General features: G+C 59.8%; 14 protein-coding genes. 1 reads left to right on the top strand and 13 read right to left on the bottom strand.

Features of this window, described 5'->3' with window-relative positions; genetic code table 11:
• Nucleotides 1-5 precede the first annotated feature (5 nt).
• From PMI21_RS19610 to yaaA, 13 genes are all read right to left on the bottom strand, one after another.
• The gene (locus PMI21_RS19610) at nt 6-1,457 is read right to left on the bottom strand and encodes a mannose-1-phosphate guanylyltransferase/mannose-6-phosphate isomerase (RefSeq protein WP_007936318.1); all 1,452 of its coding nucleotides are present in this window, start codon (nt 1,455-1,457) and stop codon (nt 6-8) included.
• 147 nt (nt 1,458-1,604) lie between these two features.
• Nucleotides 1,605-2,273, bottom strand: coding sequence for an alginate O-acetyltransferase AlgF (locus tag PMI21_RS19615; protein ID WP_007936316.1), 669 nt, complete (start codon nt 2,271-2,273; stop codon nt 1,605-1,607).
• Between the two features lie 15 nt (nt 2,274-2,288).
• The gene (locus PMI21_RS19620; protein WP_007936314.1) at nt 2,289-3,464 is read right to left on the bottom strand and encodes an alginate O-acetyltransferase; all 1,176 of its coding nucleotides are present in this window, start codon (nt 3,462-3,464) and stop codon (nt 2,289-2,291) included.
• 11 nt (nt 3,465-3,475) lie between these two features.
• The gene (locus tag PMI21_RS19625; protein WP_007936312.1) at nt 3,476-5,041 is read right to left on the bottom strand and encodes an MBOAT family O-acyltransferase; all 1,566 of its coding nucleotides are present in this window, start codon (nt 5,039-5,041) and stop codon (nt 3,476-3,478) included.
• 191 nt (nt 5,042-5,232) lie between these two features.
• Entirely contained in the window at nt 5,233-6,366 is a 1,134-nt protein-coding gene (locus PMI21_RS19630) for a mannuronate-specific alginate lyase (RefSeq protein WP_007936310.1), read from the bottom strand.
• 11 nt (nt 6,367-6,377) lie between these two features.
• Complete coding sequence (locus PMI21_RS19635) at nt 6,378-7,829, bottom strand: alginate O-acetyltransferase (RefSeq protein WP_007936308.1); 1,452 nt, start codon at nt 7,827-7,829, stop codon at nt 6,378-6,380.
• A gap of 10 nt (nt 7,830-7,839) precedes the next feature.
• Nucleotides 7,840-9,429: a mannuronan 5-epimerase AlgG gene (gene algG / locus PMI21_RS19640; RefSeq protein ID WP_007936306.1), complete on the bottom strand. Its 1,590-nt coding sequence runs from the start codon at nt 9,427-9,429 to the stop codon at nt 7,840-7,842.
• Between the two features lie 26 nt (nt 9,430-9,455).
• Nucleotides 9,456-10,943: an alginate export family protein gene (locus PMI21_RS19645; RefSeq protein WP_007936305.1), complete on the bottom strand. Its 1,488-nt coding sequence runs from the start codon at nt 10,941-10,943 to the stop codon at nt 9,456-9,458.
• Entirely contained in the window at nt 10,940-12,364 is a 1,425-nt protein-coding gene (gene algK / locus PMI21_RS19650; protein ID WP_050550126.1) for an alginate biosynthesis TPR repeat lipoprotein AlgK, read from the bottom strand. The genes PMI21_RS19645 and algK overlap by 4 nt, the downstream gene beginning before the upstream one ends.
• 9 nt (nt 12,365-12,373) lie before the next feature.
• Complete coding sequence (locus PMI21_RS19655; RefSeq protein ID WP_007936303.1) at nt 12,374-13,543, bottom strand: alginate biosynthesis protein Alg44; 1,170 nt, start codon at nt 13,541-13,543, stop codon at nt 12,374-12,376.
• Nucleotides 13,544-13,578: 35 nt separating this feature from the next.
• A complete protein-coding gene (gene alg8, locus PMI21_RS19660) occupies nt 13,579-15,060 on the bottom strand; it encodes a mannuronan synthase (protein WP_443200759.1) in 1,482 nt (493 codons plus the stop codon).
• 197 nt (nt 15,061-15,257) lie between these two features.
• The gene (locus PMI21_RS19665; protein WP_007936298.1) at nt 15,258-16,574 is read right to left on the bottom strand and encodes a nucleotide sugar dehydrogenase; all 1,317 of its coding nucleotides are present in this window, start codon (nt 16,572-16,574) and stop codon (nt 15,258-15,260) included.
• A gap of 835 nt (nt 16,575-17,409) precedes the next feature.
• Nucleotides 17,410-18,189 (bottom strand): peroxide stress protein YaaA, encoded by a 780-nt coding sequence (yaaA, locus tag PMI21_RS19670; protein ID WP_007936296.1) that lies wholly within the window; start codon nt 18,187-18,189, stop codon nt 17,410-17,412.
• A gap of 232 nt (nt 18,190-18,421) precedes the next feature.
• Here yaaA and PMI21_RS19675 point away from each other — a divergent pair, with 232 nt between their 5' ends.
• Nucleotides 18,422-19,546, top strand: a complete 1,125-nt coding sequence (locus tag PMI21_RS19675; RefSeq protein ID WP_007936294.1) for a polysaccharide deacetylase family protein — start codon at nt 18,422-18,424, stop codon at nt 19,544-19,546.
• The last annotated feature ends 179 nt before the right edge of the window (nt 19,547-19,725 follow it).

The following is a 19,725-nucleotide window of genomic DNA, read 5'->3' as shown; positions in this document are numbered from 1 at the left end:
GTCAATCACTGCGCGATGGTTTTCACCGCTACGCCGCGCTCGATAGGGGTGGAGCGACCGTAGATATCTTCAAACCGCTCGATATCGTCTTCGCCCAGGTAGCTGCCCGATTGCACTTCGATGATCTCGAGTGGAATCTTGCCTGGGTTGCGCAGGCGGTGTACCGAGGCGATCGGGATGTAGGTCGACTGGTTTTCAGTGAGCAGGAACACGTTTTCGTCGCAGGTCACTTCAGCGGTGCCGCTGACCACGATCCAGTGTTCGGCGCGGTGGTGGTGCATCTGCAGTGACAGGCACGCGCCCGGTTTGACCGAGATGTGCTTGACCTGGAAACGGCCGCCCATGTCCACCGAGTCGTAGGAACCCCACGGACGATAGACTTCGCAGTGGTTCTGGGTTTCGCTGCGGCCCTGTTCGTTGAGGGTGTTGACCATCTGTTTGACGCCTTGGACCTTGTCCTTGTGGGCGATCATCATGGCGTCCTTGGTTTCGACCACCACGATGTTTTCCAGACCGATCACCGACACCAGTTTGCCGTTGCCGTGGATCATGCAGTTTTTGCTGTCCTGAATGACCACGTCGCCCTTGGTGACGTTGCCGTTGGCGTCTTTTTCATTCACTTCCCACAGCGACGACCAGCAACCGACATCGCTCCAGCCCGCGGTCAGCGGTACGACGCAGGCGCGCTGGGTTTTTTCCATCACCGAGTAATCGATGGAATTGTCCGGGCAGCAGGCGAAGGTGGCTTCGTCGAGGGTGATGGTGTCGGCGTCCTGCTGGCTGCGTTCCAGGGTCAGCAGGCAGGTGTCGTAGATGTCCGGATCGTGCTTTTTCAGCTCTTCGAGGAAGCGGCTGGCGCGGAACAGGAACATGCCGCTGTTCCAGAAGTAACCGCCGGACTGGACGAACTCGGTGGCGCGTTTCACGTCGGGTTTTTCGACGAAGTGCGAGACGCGGCTGACGCCTTCCGGCAGCAGGGCATCGTTGGTGGATTTGATGTAGCCGTAACCGGTTTCCGGTTTGGTCGCCGGCACGCCGAACAGCACCATCTCGCCACGCTCGGCCGCCACCGTGGCCAAGGCCAGGGCGCGTTGCAGGGCTTTCTGGTCTTCCAGCACGTGGTCGGCCGGCAGCACCAGCATCAACTCGTCGCGACCTTCATTGACCAGCATCATCGCGGTCAGGGCCACGGCCGGCGCGGTGTTACGGCCGAACGGTTCCATCAGGATGCGCTGGGCTTCCAGTTTACGGGCGCTCAGCTGCTCGTTGACGATGAAGCGGTGATCCTTGTTGCAGACCACGATCGGGGTATCCATGCCTTCGAACACCAGGCGTTCCAGGGTTTGCTGGAACAGCGTGTGTTCGCCGGTCAGGGCGAGGAATTGCTTGGGGAATTGCTTACGCGAAAGCGGCCAAAGACGTGAGCCGCTACCACCTGACAAGATCACCGGAATCATGTTGTTACTCCTTTACAATCGATTGGTTAGAGCTACGAACGTTCTGTCGTTTCACTCTTGTTTTTATTCCGTACCGGACGGTTGACTCTCCCCGTGTTGGGGCCCGTTTCAAGGCCCCAATGGGGTGTCAGCCGTTCGGAAAATTTGTTAGCGCGTCGACACCGGGCGCTTGACCCACACTGGCGACAGGCTGCTGCCGTTGCCGGTGACGTACAGCACCGCGGCTTCACCGCGTTCCAGGGCTACCGGTTTCACGTCGCCGACTTTCTTGTCGCCCTCGTACAGCGCCAGGCTGACTTTCACCGGGTTGATTTCACGCTCGCCACGGCCCTTGGCGGCCACGCTCGGCACCACTTCGGTCTTGCCGTCGGCGGTTTTCAGGGTCAGGGCCTTGTCGCTGAGGTTCTGCACGCGCACCAGGGATTTCTGTTTGTTCTTGAACGGCGGCTCTTCGATCAGTTGTGGCGCGCCGCTGGCGTTGTTGACCAGGGTGTAATAGTGATCGCCGGCCAGTTTCACCGGCAGGGACTGGCTGCCAACCTTGGCGCTGTAGTCGCCGCCCGGCATGAAGCTGAAGTCAGTGCTGGACAGCGGCGCGACTTCGTTCAGGTTGGTGGTGCCGACCGTGGCGCTGACTTCAGCGTTACCGGCGTTGTAGACCCGCACGAAGCTGGAGCCTTTTGGCGCGACAGGGCCGTAGAGGGCGGCGTCACCCGCGGCGAAAGCCTGCATCGACAGCGCGCTCATGCCGGCGACGAGGGCAACTGCTTTTAAGGAGCGAGCGGCGAGACGGCGAGGAGTAGTAGTGAAAGTCATGGAAGTACCTCTCTTTCAGTTTTGCGCCCGGTCGGGCGTCTCGGATTTAGTGTTTACAGCTACGTTTTGTTGGCGCGCGCCGGCTTGTTTAAGCTCTGCGACCCACTGCGGGTCGGCGTCACCGATTTCGTTGTTCACAGGCAGATATCGTTCAGGGAACTCCCAGATCAGCACTTGTGGCGGGCTGTTCTTGAAGGCATCGCTTTTCAGGTAGCTGAGCATCGGCAGAATCGGGCCGTGGCCGTCTTCGGCGTAACTGACCACGTCGCTGTGCAACGCTTCTTTCAGCGCGCCGACGAAGTTCCAGTTCGGGTTGGCGCTGTAGCTGGTGCCGATCAGGGCCACCGGCACTTCAGTGTTGGCGAACAACGCGTCATCGCCGGCAGGCTGGTCCTGGGCCGCCACGGTGTTGCGCTTCTGCAAAGGTTCTGGCGCCGGCATCAGGTTTTCGAACAGCGGGTCCAGCGGCAGGAACAACCGCAGGTCACCCTTGTGCGTCACCTTCTCCGCCGGTTCAGTGACGAAGTTTTGCGGTTCGCCGCTCAGCGGTGCCTTGTCGGCAATGGTTTTGGCCAGGGTCTGGGCAGCGACTTGCGCGCCTTCCGGGGTCCAGTGGGTGTCGGTGCGCAGGAACACTTGCTGACCGTCGTGCTTGGCTTGTTGCAGCGGGCCGAGCAGGTCAGGGGCGAGGATCTTGTCGGCCGCCACACGAGCGTGGAAGTCCTTGTACAGATTGGCGTGGATACTCGCCGGCTTCACTTCACCCAGGTGTTCCGGGTACAGACGCGTCTTGGCCGGCACGATCGCCATCACCAGTTGCACGCCTTGCTTTTTCAGTTCCTGGCGCACGCCTTCGACCAGCGCGTAGTTGCCTTGCAGGTTCAACTCTTCGTTGACGATCGGGTGGAACTCTTCATCGCTGTAGAGCCACTGATCGCGACCGAGCACCACGCCCGGGCGACCTTCGTTGAACAGTTTGAAATCCAGCGCGGCCCAAAGGTTGGTGCCCAGGCGCTTGATCGGAAACTCGTCGTCGTAGTGCGTCTCGACGGCTTTGGTCCAGCGCCCGTTGAGCACGGTGGCATCGGCGTTGGTACTGAAGCCGAAGAAGCTGCGTACCGACCACACGCCCAGGACCAGCAAGGTCACCAGGAACAGGGCGATGTAGAAGATGCGTAATGAGCGGGTCATGGTCAGATCCCTCAGAACTGGAAGTAAAGGAACGGCGAGAAGCTTTGCGCCGAGAGTTTGAGAATCGAGGCGATGAACAGCAGCAGTACCAGGGCGCGCATCACGTAACGGGACCAGTCGGCGGTCCAGTAGGCCGGTTGCACAGTCGCTTCAACGCCGACGGTGTAGCCCGGTTGGTGGATGCTGGCCGGGTTGTCGCCCGGTACGGCTTTGATCATTCCAGGCGTCGCCGCGGCCGGGCCGTCGGTTTCAGTATTCACCGCAGGTTTGGTCTTGACTGGCGGCTGGTTGGTGTAGAAATCACGCAGGCCGAAGAACGCCAGGGTTACGTAAGCCACCACCAGGGTTGCCACTTGCAGACCGGTGAGGCTGGCCTGGTTGAGTTCCGACAGCGACCATTCGCCGAAGCTGAACATCGCGCCGTACATGCGACCGGCGACGTGCAGGTTCTCTGCACGGAAGATCACCCAGCCCATCACCACCAACAGGAACGTCAGGACCCAGCGGATCGGGTTGAAGCTGCGCGGCGAAGTGTTCAGGCCGATGGCTTTTTCGATTGCCAGCCACGTGCCGTGCCACGCACCCCAGACGATGTAGGTGATGTTCGCGCCGTGCCACAGACCACCGAGCAGCATGGTCAGGAACAGGTTGCGATAGGTCATCAGCGTGCCTTTACGGTTACCGCCGAGGGTGATGTACAGGTAGTCACGCAGCCAGGTGGAGAGGCTGATGTGCCAGCGACGCCAGAACTCGGTGATCGACTGGCTGATGTACGGCTGTTTGAAGTTTTCCATGAAGCGGAAACCCATCATCAAGCCCAGGCCAATCGCCATGTCGCTGTAGCCGGAGAAGTCGAAGTACAGCTGCGCGGTGTAGGCCAGGGCGCCGAGCCAGGCGTCGCCCGTGGTCGGGTTCTGCAAGGCGAAGCAATGGTCGGCGACCACCGCCAGGGTGTCGGCGATGAACACCTTCTTGATGAAGCCCTGCATGAACCGCGTGGCACCTTCGGAGAACTTGTCGAGGGTGTGGGTGCGGTTGTTGAACTGGTCGGCCAGGTCGCGGAAACGCAACACGGGGCCCGCGATCAAGTGCGGGAAGATCGCCACGAACGCGGCAAAGTCGATCAGGTTGCGGGTGGCCGGGGTATCGCCGCGGTAGACGTCGATGATGTAGCTGATGGACTCGAAGATGTAGAACGAGATCCCGATCGGCAACAGCACGTGGGTCAGGATGAACGGCGACAGACCGACCGAGGTCATCATCGCGTTGATGCTGTCCACGCCGAAGTTGGCGTACTTGAAGTAGCCCAGGATGCACAGATCCACCGCGACGCCGAGCAGCAGCCAGCGCTGGGCCGGTTTGGTCTTGACCCCGGCGGCGCCGACTTTCAGGCCGATCCAGTAGTTCCACAGCGTGACGGCTGCGAACAGCGCAAGGAAGTCCACACGCCACCAGGCGTAGAACACGTAGCTGGCGATCAGCAGCAGCAAGTTGCGATAGCGTTGCCCGCTCAAGTAGTACAAGCCGAGAAAGATCGGCAAGAACAGAAACAGGAACACGTTGGATGAAAATACCATCCCGATCTCTCCATGTTTAACCAACAGTCAAGGGCCAAAGCCCCCCCAAACCCCCCACGAAAAGCTGGAGAGTTACGATCATTCCCACGCTCTGCGTGGGAATGCCTCACTGGACGCTCTGCGTCCGCTTCGGCATGTGACGCGGAGCGTCACGGGCTGCATTCCCACGCGGAGCGTGGGAACGATCAACCCTAAGAACCTTTGTTGCCCTTTTCGTTGGCCGGGTCGTAGACCTTGGTCAAATCCCCGCCGAGGCGGAAAGACTTGAACGGTTGCATCTTGTGCTTGCGTTCCAGCACATCCGGCGCACAGGTGTAGAGCGAGCAGAACGGTTCGAGCCAGGCGAATTTCGAGTCGATCTTGAGATCGGTCATGTCCTGATCCTTGCCGTTTTTCTGCTCGAATTGATCCGGGTCTTTCACCCCGGCGAGCACACGATCACCCAGGCGTTTCAAGGCGCCGTTGTTTTCCTGACGCAAATCAACACCGTTGGCCTGGGCGAAACTGGCGATCATCGCCAGCGGCGGCAGGGCGTAGTTGTGGTAGGCGAGGGCGCGTTGCTGGCGTTTGAGTTCGTTAGGCAGGAAGCCTTGGGCATCGACCTGATTGGCGCCGACCTTGAATTCCTTCACGGCCCAGTCGAACAGGTCGCGGCGGTTGGTGGCGACCGACGTGGCCATCACCGACCAGGCCGCCCAATACGAGTGGTTGTTGGTCTGTTCGAGCGGTAGGTTGTCCCAATCGCTGACCACCTGATCGGCCATTTTGCTGAACCAGGCCTCAATCACTTGCGCCTCTTCCTGGTGGGTGGCCAGTGGGTGCGAGTCAGAGAATTTCAGGCGGATATAGGACGAAGCCATGCTGCCCAAGGCCCATTTGCGCATGGACTTGCCAGTGTGGTTGAAGTCCCTGGACATCAACGCGTCGGCCTTGGCCCAGGCGGTCAACCAGTCGAGGGTGCATTCCAGTTGTTCCGGGCGACCGTCACGCATGAACTGCATCACTCGCTTGCTGGTGCCGCGCTCGATCTTGGTGATGTCGGCGGTGGTGTCGCGGAAGGCTTTTTCCGATTCCTCGTTCAGGGTCGAACGGGACTTGTCGGAGCCTTCGTATTTGCTGCGAAACTGCAGGGCGCCGGTGTAGGGCGTCGGCATTGCATCGCAGCCTTCGCTCTTGTCGCCGGTCTTGAATTTATCCACAGGTGCGAAGTAACCCTGGGGCGGGCGCAGTGGCGCGGCGGCCTGGGTGGCGCCGGCGAACATCGCCAGAGCCAGCAGAGAGGGCGCGAGTAACTTTTTCAAAGTGCAAGTTTGCATGCAGTTCATAAGAGGTAGCCTCATTGCCCGGCTTGAGCAGTACGCTGCCCGGTGCCGGAGAACACGTTGCGTTTGCAGATTTTCGCTTCGACTTTCTGCGGCGCGGCGCCTGGTGTTTCAGGCCCCTGGACTTCAACGGCCAGCAGATTCTGCGAGGCCCAGTCTTCGTCCGTGCGCAACTCGAAAGCGAAACGCCCGTCGGTCTCGGAGGTTTCCGGCTTGTCGATCTTGATGTCCTCATGACGCCCATTCATGTACCAGAGGGTGGCATGCAAGGTTTTCACCGACGTATCGGCGAAGCGGATGTCGACCTGGTGATCGCTGTTGCGCAGGTCCAGGTTCTTGCTGTTGACCATCAATTCGTTTTTGCCCGGCTTCAGCGTGGCGCTGCCACTCATCTGTGCATCCTTGCCTTCGCAACCGTTGTCGAGCAGCGCCATCATCTGGCGGTAGATGGTTTCCTGATCGAGGCGATAAAGCGGCGAGAATTCCCAGATGAGAATCTTCGGTGGCTTGGTCTGGAACTCTTCGCTGCCCAAGTACTGCAGCATCGAACCTTCCAGGCCACCGCCGGGGAATGCCACGTTGAGGATGTCGGCGCCGATGGCCTCTTCGAGGAAACCGGCGAAGTTGTAGTTCTTGCCACTGTGGCTGGTGCCGACCAGGGTGATTTGCGGGTTGCCGGATTCACCGAACAGATCGCCATCCGCCGCTTCGCCCTTGGGCTCGGTGGTGAACTGATCCATGTACTGGATCGCGTAGCTGGTGCCACAGAGTTGACCGGCCATGTTGTGCAACGTTCCGGTCTTGCCCATGCGACCCGACTTATGGGTCTCGAATTCACGCTTGGGAATGTCGGCGAAGGCCGGCATTTTCTTGACCTTCTCTGCGACGATCTTCGCGGTGCGCTGGGCGCCATACGGGGTCCAGTGTTGGTCACCGCGGAAATAGAAATCGTGGGCCGGCAGGGTGTCGGGCAGCGATTCGTTGGTCAGCGGCGACAGGTCCGGGACCACGTAGCCCATCTGCGCGAAACGCCCGAGCATGGTTTTATAGTTGGTCAGCGCCTTGTCGAAATCGTATTTGGCTTTTTCTTCCGGGTTCAGCTTGTTGCGGTTCACCAGGCCACGGGTCGGCTGATAAACGATGACCAGTTCCACGCCTTTGCTCTTGAACGCATCGTGCAGCTGCTTCATGCGTTTGTAGCCGGCGGGCGTGGTGTCGAATTCGGTGCGCAAGTCTTCTTGTGTACGGAACAGCCAGTCGCCCTGGGCCTGCACCAGCGTGGTGAAGTTCTGCTGATAGCGCGTGGTGTAGTTCTTCGGGTCGTGGGCTGCCGGGCACAGGCTGCAGCACGGCTCGGCGCTGAAGCTGGGGGCTTTGGCATCTTCGGCGCGCACGCCAGTGCTGGCCGCGAGAATGCCCGCGGTCAGGGCCGACAGGCTGAGTAATTTGATCAAGTGTGGGTGCATAAAATTATCCTCAGTCCCGCATTTCGGTCTGGCGTTCGACAGGGTCGATCAGCACGGCTTTCTGCTGGCGCACCAGCAGGTCGAGAATTTCATCCTGGCGCTCACCGAGAATCCCCGAGAAGCTGATGCCGCTGGTTTTGGTCGGCGCGAGCATCGACACGCGATACAACTCCACGCTCAGCGGCGAGTCGATCGACAGCGGTCCGCTGCCGTTGGCGGCCAGTTCACCGCCGACCACGATCAGCGACACTTCGGCATCGAACGGGTCGAGCTTGATGTCCCGGTCGGTGTTGGTCAGGTCTTTGATGTGCCCGTAGACACCGGTCAGGCCGTTGGCCATCGAGACGTTTTCGTACAGGCGAATGTTCACGCTGTTACGAATACGGATGCCGTGGCGCCGGTTGCTGATCACCTTGTTGCCCCACAGCAGGTTGTCGGCACTCTCGTAGAGGGTGATGCCGTCGGTGTGGTTCTTGTAGATCTCGTTGTAGGCGATCAGGTTGTTCACGCTGTTACGGTCGATCACCAGGCCCGACAGGTGGTTGTCGTAGCTGCGGTTGTTGAAGATGAAGCTGTCGTTGACCTCACGGGAAATAATGATCCCGTGCTTCTTCTTGGTTCCGTAAACCGTGTTGTCGGCGATGATCAGACCGTGGGAACGGTCATGGGGGTCGATGCCGTAGACGATGTTGTCTTTGTAGGTGTTGCCCTTGACCACGAAGTCGCGGGTTTCGTAGCAGTAGAAGCCGTACCACATGTCCGAGAACTCGGAGCCGACGATCCAGCCGGTCGGTTCAGGGCGCTTGAGCACCTTGGCCATGTTCGGCGTGTACTGGGAAATACTCACGCCGTAAGACTTACTGTTGGCGTAACCGAAACTGGCGATCTTGCTGTTGGCGATGTAGGTCTCGGTGCCGCCCCAGGACAGCAGGAACGGACGGAACTCCTTGGGCGACGTGAAGGCCGCCGGGCCGTTGGCCTTCTCGCTCCAGCCGGTGATTTTGGTATCACGCACAAACAGCTGACCGTCGTTGACCAGGAACGAACCGGCCTCCTGGGACAGGCGCAATTCCTGGGTCTGTTTGTCGATTTCCAAAATACCGTGTCTGCCCACCACGATCGGCAACTTCGCCAGGAACACACCCGGTGAAGTTTCGCTGAGGTACTGCGTGGGCAGCTTCTTGGTCAGGTCCTTGAGGTTCATGTAGCCGTCGTCGACGAAGATCGCCTGCGGGATGCCGTGCTGACGCACCACCCACTCGGCCATCTTGTTGTCGCCGCCGATGAAGTCCTTCAGGGCGTCTTCCTGCATCATCCGGCGCACGCTGATCTTGCCGGGTTTGGTGCGCACGACTTTCGCGGCAATGGCCTCGGCGGTGTAGCCAGAAGTGTCCGGCAGTTTCGGCGCGGCCAGGTCCAGCGGCGCGGTGGGCGCGCTGCTGACGGTGTAGGTCTTGGCCTGTTGCAGTCCCTTGGCCATGGTCGTCGGTTTGCCCTGTCGCACAGGCTGAACCGGTTCGACAGTGGCGAAGGCGGCTGCGCTGGCCAGCAGCAGCGCGCCGGCCAGCAGGCTGATCGAGCCTTTCTTGGCGCTGTTCATGTCGGGCACTCCCTTCGCGGTTTGCATCAGAAGCGCCAGATCACGTCGATAAACGCACGGTGCATGTACGAGTCGACTTCTTTGCCATAGGCATCGCCGGGCTTGAACACACCGCCACGGAACCGCACCAGGGCCGAAGGCTCATCGATCGACTGGCTCAACGCCGCCGGCAACAGGCCTTGCTTGAAGTACTTGGTGACCACCAGGTCCATTTCCTGACCGAGGTCCTTGTTGCCATCTTCCAGCGGCAGGGAGGTGCTGGAGAGGATCGCGCCGGTCGCGTCGTCGGTGTTGTTTTCAACGGCGTTGATGCCGTTGCTGCCCACCGGCTTGTTGCCATCGACGCGCCAGAATTTGTGGTAGATCAGGCTGGCGTCGTATTCGTCGTTGAGCATCCAGGAGCCGAACAGCGTGGCGGTCTGCATGTTGTTCATTTCGCCACGGAAGGCTTCGCCGAAACGGTGAACCCGCGAGCGGGTACCGGTGTAATTCGAGCGGTTGCTTTCCAGGCCGTTCTGTTCGTACTCGGCGCTGGCGCGGGCATAGGCTGCACCGACTTGCCACTGCGGATCGAGACGCAGACGAACACCCACGTCGGTAGCCCAGCCGTTCAGGTCTTCACCACGCTTGGCTTCTGCCGGGCGAGTGCCGTCGGCATTCAGCGGGTTGACCGTGTCACGGTCGCCGCTCATGCCGGTGATGCTGCCCCAGTAATTGACGGTGTTGGTATTGCGCCAGTTGTAGGCATCGCTGTCGGCGGTGAGGCCGAGCCAGCTGATGTCGCCGTTCTGTTTCTTGTCCAGGGTATCGCCGGCCACGCCTGGCTCCGGATAGTCGAGCTTGCCGTTATCGTGGGTGTGATGGCCGCGAATGCCGACCCAGTTACCTGGTGTCCACTGATACGCCGCATCGGCGTAGGCGTGCAGGCGATCCTTGTCTTTGGGCGCCAGTTCTTTCAGGTCGGTGCGGTATTCGCTGAAGCGTTCGGCGATACCGACGTTGGCGCGCAACAGGGTGGTGTCGAAGGTCCAGTTCAGGGCTTCGATGTTGGTGTCGCGCCATTGGCCGTCGTCGTTGCGCAGGCGTTGGCGACCGAACTTGAGGATCTCGCCAGGGTAGGGCGTGAGGCCGCTGTAACCGACCCAGAACTCGCGCATCGCCAGGTAGTTTTTCTTGGTCTTGCGATCACCGCTGTCGGTGGTCTGGGTGCCGCTGTTGTCGGACTGTTGCAGGGTGTCGGTTTCGATGATGTCGGTGGACGTCACGGCCTGACCCATGGCGTAGGCGCTCCACGCGCCGCTTTCACCGTAGACCCATGGGCGCAGGTCGAGGCCAACGCCGTTAACGTCGCCGCCACCGGCGGTGCCCAGGTCACGGTCGTCTTCGGACTGGCCGGTAACTTTGACTTCGAGACCGAAGTTCTTGTCTTCGGTCAGGGCCGCCAGGGTCGGGCACGACCACAGCAGGGCGAATGTCAGGCCAATACCGGCCTGCACGAATGGATTGAGCTTCATAGGGATTCCTCGCCGTCTTCTTCTTGCAGGGCGTGCAGTTCCAGCGTGTCCGGACTCACGGTGCTACGAATGGCTTGCTCTTGTTTGAGCAGGCGTTGGGCCTCGGCCAGCCGCTCAGGCGGCAGTTGCGCTTCGAGTGTTTGCGCAAGCTCATTGGCTTGCGGGGTGTCTTGAGCCTTGGCCAATTGGCTGAAGACGTAAGCGTTGACCGGGTCGGGCCGGGTGCCCTTGCCTTGGGAGAACAGTTGGGCGATGGCGAAGTCGGCGCTGTTCTGGCCGTTGCGCGCAGCGGTCAGCAGGTGATCCAGGGCTTTCTGCGGATAGACCTTGCCCAGGTAACCACGACGGTAAATCTGGCCGAGGTAGTAATCGGCGGCAACTTCCCGGCCGACAGCTTTCTGGAAGTGCTCTTCGGCGACCTTGGCGTCGGCCGGCACCATTTTGCCTTCGTAGTAGAGCTTGCCCAGCAACAGTTCGGCGCGCGGCTGGTCGGCGGCTCGGCCGTTGTCCAGGTACTTCATCATCGTGTCGACGTCGCCCAGTTCAGGGAAGTCGTAGAGCAATTGCGCCAGGCTGACCCAGGACGCCGGGTAGCCGGGGGCGATGCCTTCGAGCAGCGACTGAGCGGTTTTTTCGTCGGTCTTGCCCAGGCTCGCATCGCCCAATACGCGGGCCACGCTGTCGACCCGTTGTGCGGAGACGGCGCCACGACTGTGAGCGGCCTGCATCTGCTTGATCAACTCGGCCTGTTGTTCGGGCTGGCCGCGTTTCTGATAGACCGTGGCCAGTTCGACGTAGCAGATGTCGGTGGTGTTCAACGCCGCTTTGCAGATCTTTTCCACGTCATTCAGGTGTTGGTCGTAAGTGTCTTGGGTGCGATAGAGCAGCACCTGGGCCAGACCTGCTTCCGGTTTGCCTTCGGCGCGCCATTGGCTGATCTGCTGCTGTGCGTTGACGTTGGGGAAACTGTGCGGGAATTGCAGGTACAGCATCGCCAGCGGGATCAGGGTGTTGCCTTCGCCATTGGTCGCGGCTTTCTTCAACAGTGCTTCGGCTTCATGGTGTTCGGCTTCAGTGGCGCCAGGTTTGGCCACCAGCAGACGACCCAGGCGAGCCTGAGCCCGCGGCGAGACGCTGGCCGCGGCGCGGTAAGTCGCCTCGGCCTTTTTGATCTGCGCCGGGTCGCGGCTGTCGACCTGAATGTCGGCCAGCCCAACCTGGGCTTCGCTGTAACCCAGGTCGGCCAGTTGCTGATAGTTCTGCGCTGCCAGCGTGGTATCGCCGCGCTTGAGGGCTTCATTGGCCAGACGCTGGTCGGGCAGGCCGGCGCAACCGGCCAGGCTCACGGCCAGTGCAACTGCACACAATGATCCTATGTGGGTGCGCGGTGTTCTGAGGATTTGTGGAGTCGTCACGGGCATGTCCTCTGTTTAAAGACCGGCGGCCATGGCTTTGTTGATCAGCCAGTTCAGGTTCGGGCCACGGGTGCTGTTCACTTCCACCGGGCGACCGGCGAGTGCGCTGTCCAGCGGCTCGTCAGGTTTGATCTGCACGCGGATGTCGGACGACAGGTCTTCGCTTTTCAGGCTGGTGCTGCTGACGATCTTGCCGGTACGGGTCTGGTCTTCACCGGCGATCTGGAAGCTGACCGAAGTGCCTGGACGCACGTCGCCGAACTGGCGATAAGAGAAGCGTGCTTCAACGTTGGCTTCGGTATTGCGCGGCACCAGTTGGAAGATCACGTCACCTTTGTTGGCGTATTGACCGTTAGCCACCAGTTGCTGGGCCACGGTGCAATCGCACGGGGAGGTCAGGGTGCCAGTCATTTGCTTGCCGAAGAGTTCTTCAACCTTGGACGGTTGCAGTTGGTTTTCGTCCAGATGGCCCTTGAGCACGTCGAGCATGCTGGTGCTGAAGGTCGCCAGCGGTGCGCCTTTGGCGGCAACGCCGTCGGCTTTCACCAGGCTCTGCACGGTGCCGTCGCGCGGCATGGTGATGTTCATGCCCTGCACGCTGACCAGACCGGCCTGGGCGTGGCTGACGAAGTACATGCCGTACACCGATTTGAAGACGAAACCGAACGCCACCAGGCCGACCACGAAGATGCCGGCGCTGAAGGTCACCGCTTTCAGACGGCCGAGCGGGGTCATGCCGTGGCCGCCGTCCTTGACCTTGCGCGCCTTGGTGAAGTTGTCGCGCTGCAGGGTCGCCAGCATTTCACCGACGCTGACGATGTCACCGGCCAGGTGCGAGGTGATCAGGTGGCGCAGGGTGGAAATGTCCCGCGGTTCCAGGTTCTGGAACTGGCAACCAACGCGGCCGGTCTGGCGGTCGACGGAGCGGATCTGCAATTCCACGTCCATGGCCAGGCCAAGGTTATCGATGACGAATTGCAGGCGGGCCTTGTGCACATCGCCGACCTTCAGCGGCAACTGACCGGCGTTGAACGCCAGGCCGCCTGCGGAAAGGTCGATGACCCGGGCTTCGACCGGGGTCCGGTCAGGGCCGAAGAAACGCAGCTTGGCCGGAATTTTCACGCGGGCGTGCTGGCGCTGGGCTTCGGATTCGTGCACTACGTTGCTGTTGACGGCGGTATTCATATGGGCGATTTCCTAGTTAATTCAGGCGAGTTCGGTCAGACCATCATCAGCAGCACGGCGACAAAGATGCTGCCGGCGGAGAAGGTCATGGTCCGAGACGACCAGGTGTTGAACCAACGTTGAAAGCTGGCGAGATCACGGGATAGAGAAGTGGGTTGGCGAGTCCAGGACTGTTGGTCGAGGCGGAAGAACACGTAGATCTTCACCAGCGCGCCGACGATCTGGTTGTAATAGAGAATCGCCGGGTACGCCGGGCCGATCCGGTGACCGGAGCAGGACAGCAGCAGCGTCAGGATCAGGCGGGTGATGCCGATCCACAGCAGGTAAACCAGGATGAACGCGGTGCCGTATTTGAAGGTGGCGATGAGCGCTACGGTCAGACCCAGCAAGGACGTCCACATCGACACGCGCTGGTCGAACAGCACCACCGAGGTGAACAGACCGAGGCGTTTCATCCCCAGGCCCAGAGCGCGGGAGTTCTGCCGCAGGTTGTTGCCGTACCAGCGGAACATCAGTTTGCGGCTGGCCTTGATGAAGCTCTTTTCCGGCGGGTGTTCAACGGTGTTGATCGCGGCGTCAGGCACGTAGAACGTGTCGTAGCCCAGGCGCATCAGGCTGAACCAGCTCGACTTGTCATCGCCGGTCAGGAACTTGAAGCGACCCAGGCGCCAATGTTGCAGCGAGTCGCTTTCCACGTCGGCGATGAAGTCCGGGTTGGTGACCACGGTGGCGCGGAACACCGACATCCGGCCGGTCATGGTCAATACGCGCTTGGACAAGGCCATCGAGCACATGTTGATGTGGCGCTGGGCGAAACGCAGCTTGTGCCATTCGCTCATGATGTAGCCGCCGCGCACTTCGCAGAACTCGTTGGTGGTCAGGCCGCCGACATTGCCGAACAGCTGGAACCATGGCACGGTCTTGAGCACGACGCCCTCGGCCAGCACGGTGTCGCCATCGATCACCGCAACCACGGCGCGGTCGTCCGGCAGGTGGCGGGAGATGGCGCGGAAACCGTAGGCCAGGCCATCGCGCTTGCCGGTGCCGGGAATGCGCACGAAGTCGAGCTTGACGCTCGCGGGTGGGTTCATGCGTTTCCAGAGGCTCTTGACCAGCAGCTCATCGGACATTTCGACGATGGAGCACACCACGGTGGTCGGCAGGCCGCAGTCGATGGCCTCGCGGATCACCGAGCTGTAGACCTGCGCGGTGGTCAGCGCGTCGATACGGAAACTGGTGACCATCAGGAACACATGGGAGGGGTCTGCCGCTTTGCCCAGCTTGCGCACTTTGCGCCGCAGGTACGGGTAGACCACGTACAGAAACAGCATGCCGCGCAGAAAGTGCGTGGCACCCATCGAGTAGCGCCAGATACCGACGATACCGATCAGGAAGATGAAGTCCTTCGACTCGGAGTCGAACGTGGACACAGGCAGCGCAATGGCGATGCCCATCAATAAACTTAGGTAAAACAGCCAACCGGCGGCCTGAAGTAGGCCGTGCTTTAGCCTGTGCATAATCTGCATCCGTCTCGATCTCGGGCGAGCCTGTGGGGTGGCCCGATGGGGTTAAGGCAGGCGTAAAAGCCAAGGCGATCTCATCGGACCTGTGGGAGCGAGCTGGCGGCGATCCGACTTGCCCCCGAAGGTTGCGAACCTGACACACCACGTTGTCAGGTTCGCCGGCAAGCCTGGCTCCTACAGGGGGCGGTGTATTACCAGCAGATGCCTTCAGTCCGGCCACTCACGCTGGTGGCTTTGGACATGAAGCCGACCAGGTCGATCACTTGCTTGCCGTGTGGAACTTCCTGCGCCAGGGCGCGGAATTTCTCGTCACGGTTGCCGAGGATGATCACGTCGGAGTTGTTGATCACGTCGTCGAAGTCCGAGTTGAGCAAGGACGAGACGTGAGGGATCTTCGACTCGATGTAATCCTTGTTCGCGCCGTGGACACGGGCGTACTCGACGTTGCTGTCGTAGATGCTCAGGTCGTAGCCCTTGCCGATCAGCATTTCCGCCAGGTCGACCAGCGGGCTTTCGCGCAGGTCGTCGGTGCCGGCCTTGAAGCTCAGGCCCAGCAGGGCGACTTTGCGTTTGTCGTGGTTGGAGACGATGTCGAACGCGTTCTGCACCTGGGACTCGTTACTGCGCATCAGCGAGTTGAGCAGCGGGGCTTCCACGTCCAGGGATCCGGCGCGGTAGGTCAGGGCGCGGACGTCTTTCGGCAGGCAGGAACCGCCGAACGCGAAACCAGGACGCATGTAGTACTGGGACAGGTTCAGTGTCTTGTCCTGGCAGACCACTTCCATCACTTCACGACCATCGACACCGACGGCCTTGGCGATGTTGCCGATCTCGTTGGCGAAGGTCACCTTGGTGGCGTGCCACACGTTGCAGGTGTACTTGATCATCTCGGCGACGGCGATGTCCTTGCGGATGATCGGTGCGTCGAGTTCTTCGTACAGCGATTGCAGAACATCACCCGAAGCCTTGTCGAACTCGCCGATGACGGTCATTGGCGGCTGGTCGTAGTCGGCGATCGCGGTGCTTTCACGCAGGAACTCAGGGTTCACGGCAACACCAAAGTCGACACCGGCTTTCTTGCCGGAGCAGTCTTCGAGAATCGGGATTACCACGTTGGCCACGGTGCCCGGCAACACGGTGCTGCGCACGACGATGGTGTGGCGGGTGGTTTTGTCGCGCAGGACAAAACCGATTTCGCGGCACACGGCCTCGATGTAGTTCAGTTCCAGGTCGCCGTTCTTTTTGCTCGGCGTGCCGACGCAGATCATCGACAGGTCGGTGTCGCGAATCGCCTCGGCGAAGTTGGTCGTACCGCGCAGACGGCCAGTCTCGATGCCCTGTTTCAGAAGTTCGCCCAGACCGGGTTCAACGATCGGAGAACGACCGGCGTTGATCATATCGATCTTGTCTTTGGCAACATCGACGCCAACGACGTCATGGCCCCGTGCAGACAGGCAACCGGCACAGACTGCACCGACGTAACCCAAACCAAATATGCTGATGCGCATCGCATTTACCTCTCAGTTAATCAAGACTGTGTTCAACAAGCCATTACATGGCCGGAGTTAATGGTGTTCAGCGGTCATAGTGCACTCGCAAGTGCAGCCTTAAAGGCGTCACAATGCCGGGTGCAGGCATACTAAGTTTCGAGTGTCTAAATAAGTGCACTCAAGATGTGCGCAACCAGGCCTTATTGTTATGACATGCCCTGTTATGCAGCCGACCCTCTAATCAGAGGACGTTCGTGCAAAGGTCTTGCGCGCTCAATGCCAGGCCAGAGGCCCGTAAATCAAGCGGTTGGGCGCTCGGGTGAGCACGTTTATAGGGGCGCAGCCGTGGCCTTGTAGGGGATACTAATGGTGCGTTATCTCCTGTCCTTCATGTGTTGCCCAAATAAGTGATCCATAAGTTCAAGTTAGTGTGACAACTTCGCTATCGGGATCGCTTCTCTGTGTAAGTTATCTCGTACGTTCATCGAGAGAATCGTTACGGGTGGTATGAACGGCACATTTGGACATAGTTCCAGTCCACCCATCGCGATTTCTGAAATTTCTTGAAATATTGAAAAAGATGGCACTGCTTTCATATTGATAGCACTTGCCGTTTCGCCCTTTATATATAGGGTGATTATTGCCTTGGATATTTTTTTGCCACTACCCACAAAAATTTTCAGTGCCATTACTGAAAAAAATCAGCAAAGTCGAGTGAAACAAAAGTTAGAAAATCGAGTGCTTGTTTTTTGGCGCCAATAAGTCGGCGAAAAAGTGGGGGATTGTTCGAGGATCGAAGGGATGGCGCACGACGAAGTTGTCCATGTCGTGCGCTGATTGAGTGCGGGTCTGGTTACTCCGGTGCGTGATCGCGCAGGAACACCAGATTGTCCGGTTTAGACTGCTCGCTGCTGTAGCGATAACCCTGAACGTCGAACTGCTTGAGGGCGGCCGGGTCATTGATGCGTTCTTCGATGACGAAGCGGCTCATCATCCCGCGGGCTTTTTTCGCGTAGAAGCTGATGATTTTGTACTGGCCGTTCTTCAAGTCCTTGAACTCGGTATTGATGATGCGCGCGTTCAAGGCGCTGCGTTTGACCGCCGAGAAGTATTCGTTGGAGGCCAGGTTCAGCAGCACATCGTCGCCTTGATCGGCCAGCGCTTCGTTCAGCCATTCGCTGATCCGCGTGCCCCAGAAGGCATACAGATCCTTGCCGCGGGCATTGGCCAGCTTGGTGCCCATTTCCAATCGATAGGGCTGCATCAGGTCCAGAGGGCGTAGCAGGCCATACAGGCCGGAGAGCATGCGCAAGTGCTGCTGGGCGTAATCGAAGTCGGCTTCGCTGAAGGTTTGTGCATTCAGGCCGGTGTACACGTCGCCCTTGAACGCCAGCAAGGCCTGCTTGGCGTTGGCTGGGGTGAAGGCCGGGGTCCAGCTACCGAATCGCGCGGCATTGAGGCCGCCAATCTTGTCGGAGACGTGCATCAGCTCGCTGATCTGCGCCGGCGTCAGGTCGCGCAGTTGCAGGATCAGTTCCTGGGAATGGTCGAGGTATTGCGGCTGAGTGAAGCGCTGGGTCGCCGGCGGTGTTTCGTAATCGAGGGTCTTGGCGGGGGAAATCACCATCAGCATGAAGTCGGCTCCTTTAATCGTGGGGGCGATTCTAGGGGGTTGTCCTTGTTGACTCCAGCTATGGGTGTCATAGGTGATCGGTGGTGTCATGGAACAAGATCGCAGCCTCGCTTCGCTCGACAGCTCCTACGGTGCACCGGCATCTGTAGGAGCTGTCGAGCGAAGCGAGGCTGCGATCTTTTGATCTTCTCGGGATATAGTGCCGCGCGGGTTTTGTTATGGAGACATCCCATTGCGTATCGTTTTTCTATTCTTCGCCACATTGTTGAGTTTCGGCGCCCAGGCGGCGCCGGGCGATGTGGCGACGCTGGATCGCAGCACCTGGCCTGAGCAGCTCAGCAACCCGACCCTGTTCGACGTTGCCTCCCGGGCTGAAATCCTCATGTTCGCCCGCGTCCTGTTGGCCAGCGAATCGCTGGATGAAGCAAGCCTGGCTCAACGCCTGGGCCTGCGCACCGTCAATCTGGAGTCGGTCAACCACCTGCGCCAGCGCATGTGGCAGCGTTTGCTGAGCAACTACAACTTCGCCCAGCAGAGTTGCGATCAGGATGCCTCTTTCTGTTTCCTGGTCGAGGACATGGATACCCTGCGTGAGCAAGCGGCCAAGTTTCAGATCAGCGACGACAGCTACTACATCAAGTGGGCCGAGCCGAGCCGGTTGTTCCACGCCCAGTACCTTGATGAGCAATTGCGCAAGGCCGCACTGTTCCCGCAGACCAGCAGTGAAGTCGATCGTTTTGGCGACTATGAACGCAATGGCGATGCCATGCATGACCGCCTGTTCCTGCTGACCTTCGACAGCGCCGCCAATGCCGCGCCAGATAACACCGCCTGGGTCACCGAGTACCTGCGCAAATCGAACATGAGCGCGACGTTCTTCGTCCTCGGCAAGGACATTCAGGCCCGTCTGGCTGAACGTTCGGTGACCAGCCTGCAAGCGACCTATTCGCAGCAATGCGTTGGCGTGCAGGGCTGGGAGTTCCGTTCCCACAGTCACTGGCAAGACTGGCAGGACTCGGTGCGGCGCAGCGCCGAACTGGTCAAAGGCAAGCTGCCGGAGAACTACGTGCCGCTGTTTCGTCCGCCCGATGGCCAGCGTCGGTCCGATGCCGAAGGCTTCTTCAGGTCTCAGGGTTTGCAGGTGGCATTGTGGGACATCGATGCCCAGGACGGTGCCGGCAAGCTCAAGGGCAACCAGAGTGCGCAACGGGTGCTGACCCTGATGCTGCTGTGGCGGCACGGGGTGATCAACTTCAATGTGAAGCAGGATGCGCTGAAAACCGCGATGCCCTGGCTCGTCACGCAAACGGCGCCAAGCGGGATCGGTTGGGAAAACTGTCAGGACGCGTTTCGCTGAAACGGGGAAAGCCCGTAAACATTGGGGCAGGGGCGTTTTTGGACGAGATTTCGATGCAGGCGGACTTCCGACTTTAGCGGGGTGCTGGCAGTCCGCCAAGTGCTATTGGTCATTCTGAAAAATAAACTTCAAAAAAACGTCAAAGTGCTTTTTTCTGTCATGTGTTTTGGAGTATTACG

The sequence above is a fragment of the Pseudomonas sp. GM18 genome, from assembly GCF_000282195.1.
Classification (GTDB): domain Bacteria; phylum Pseudomonadota; class Gammaproteobacteria; order Pseudomonadales; family Pseudomonadaceae; genus Aquipseudomonas.
Note: the sequence above shows the minus strand (reverse complement) of the source record. Positions and strands in the feature narration are given on the sequence as shown.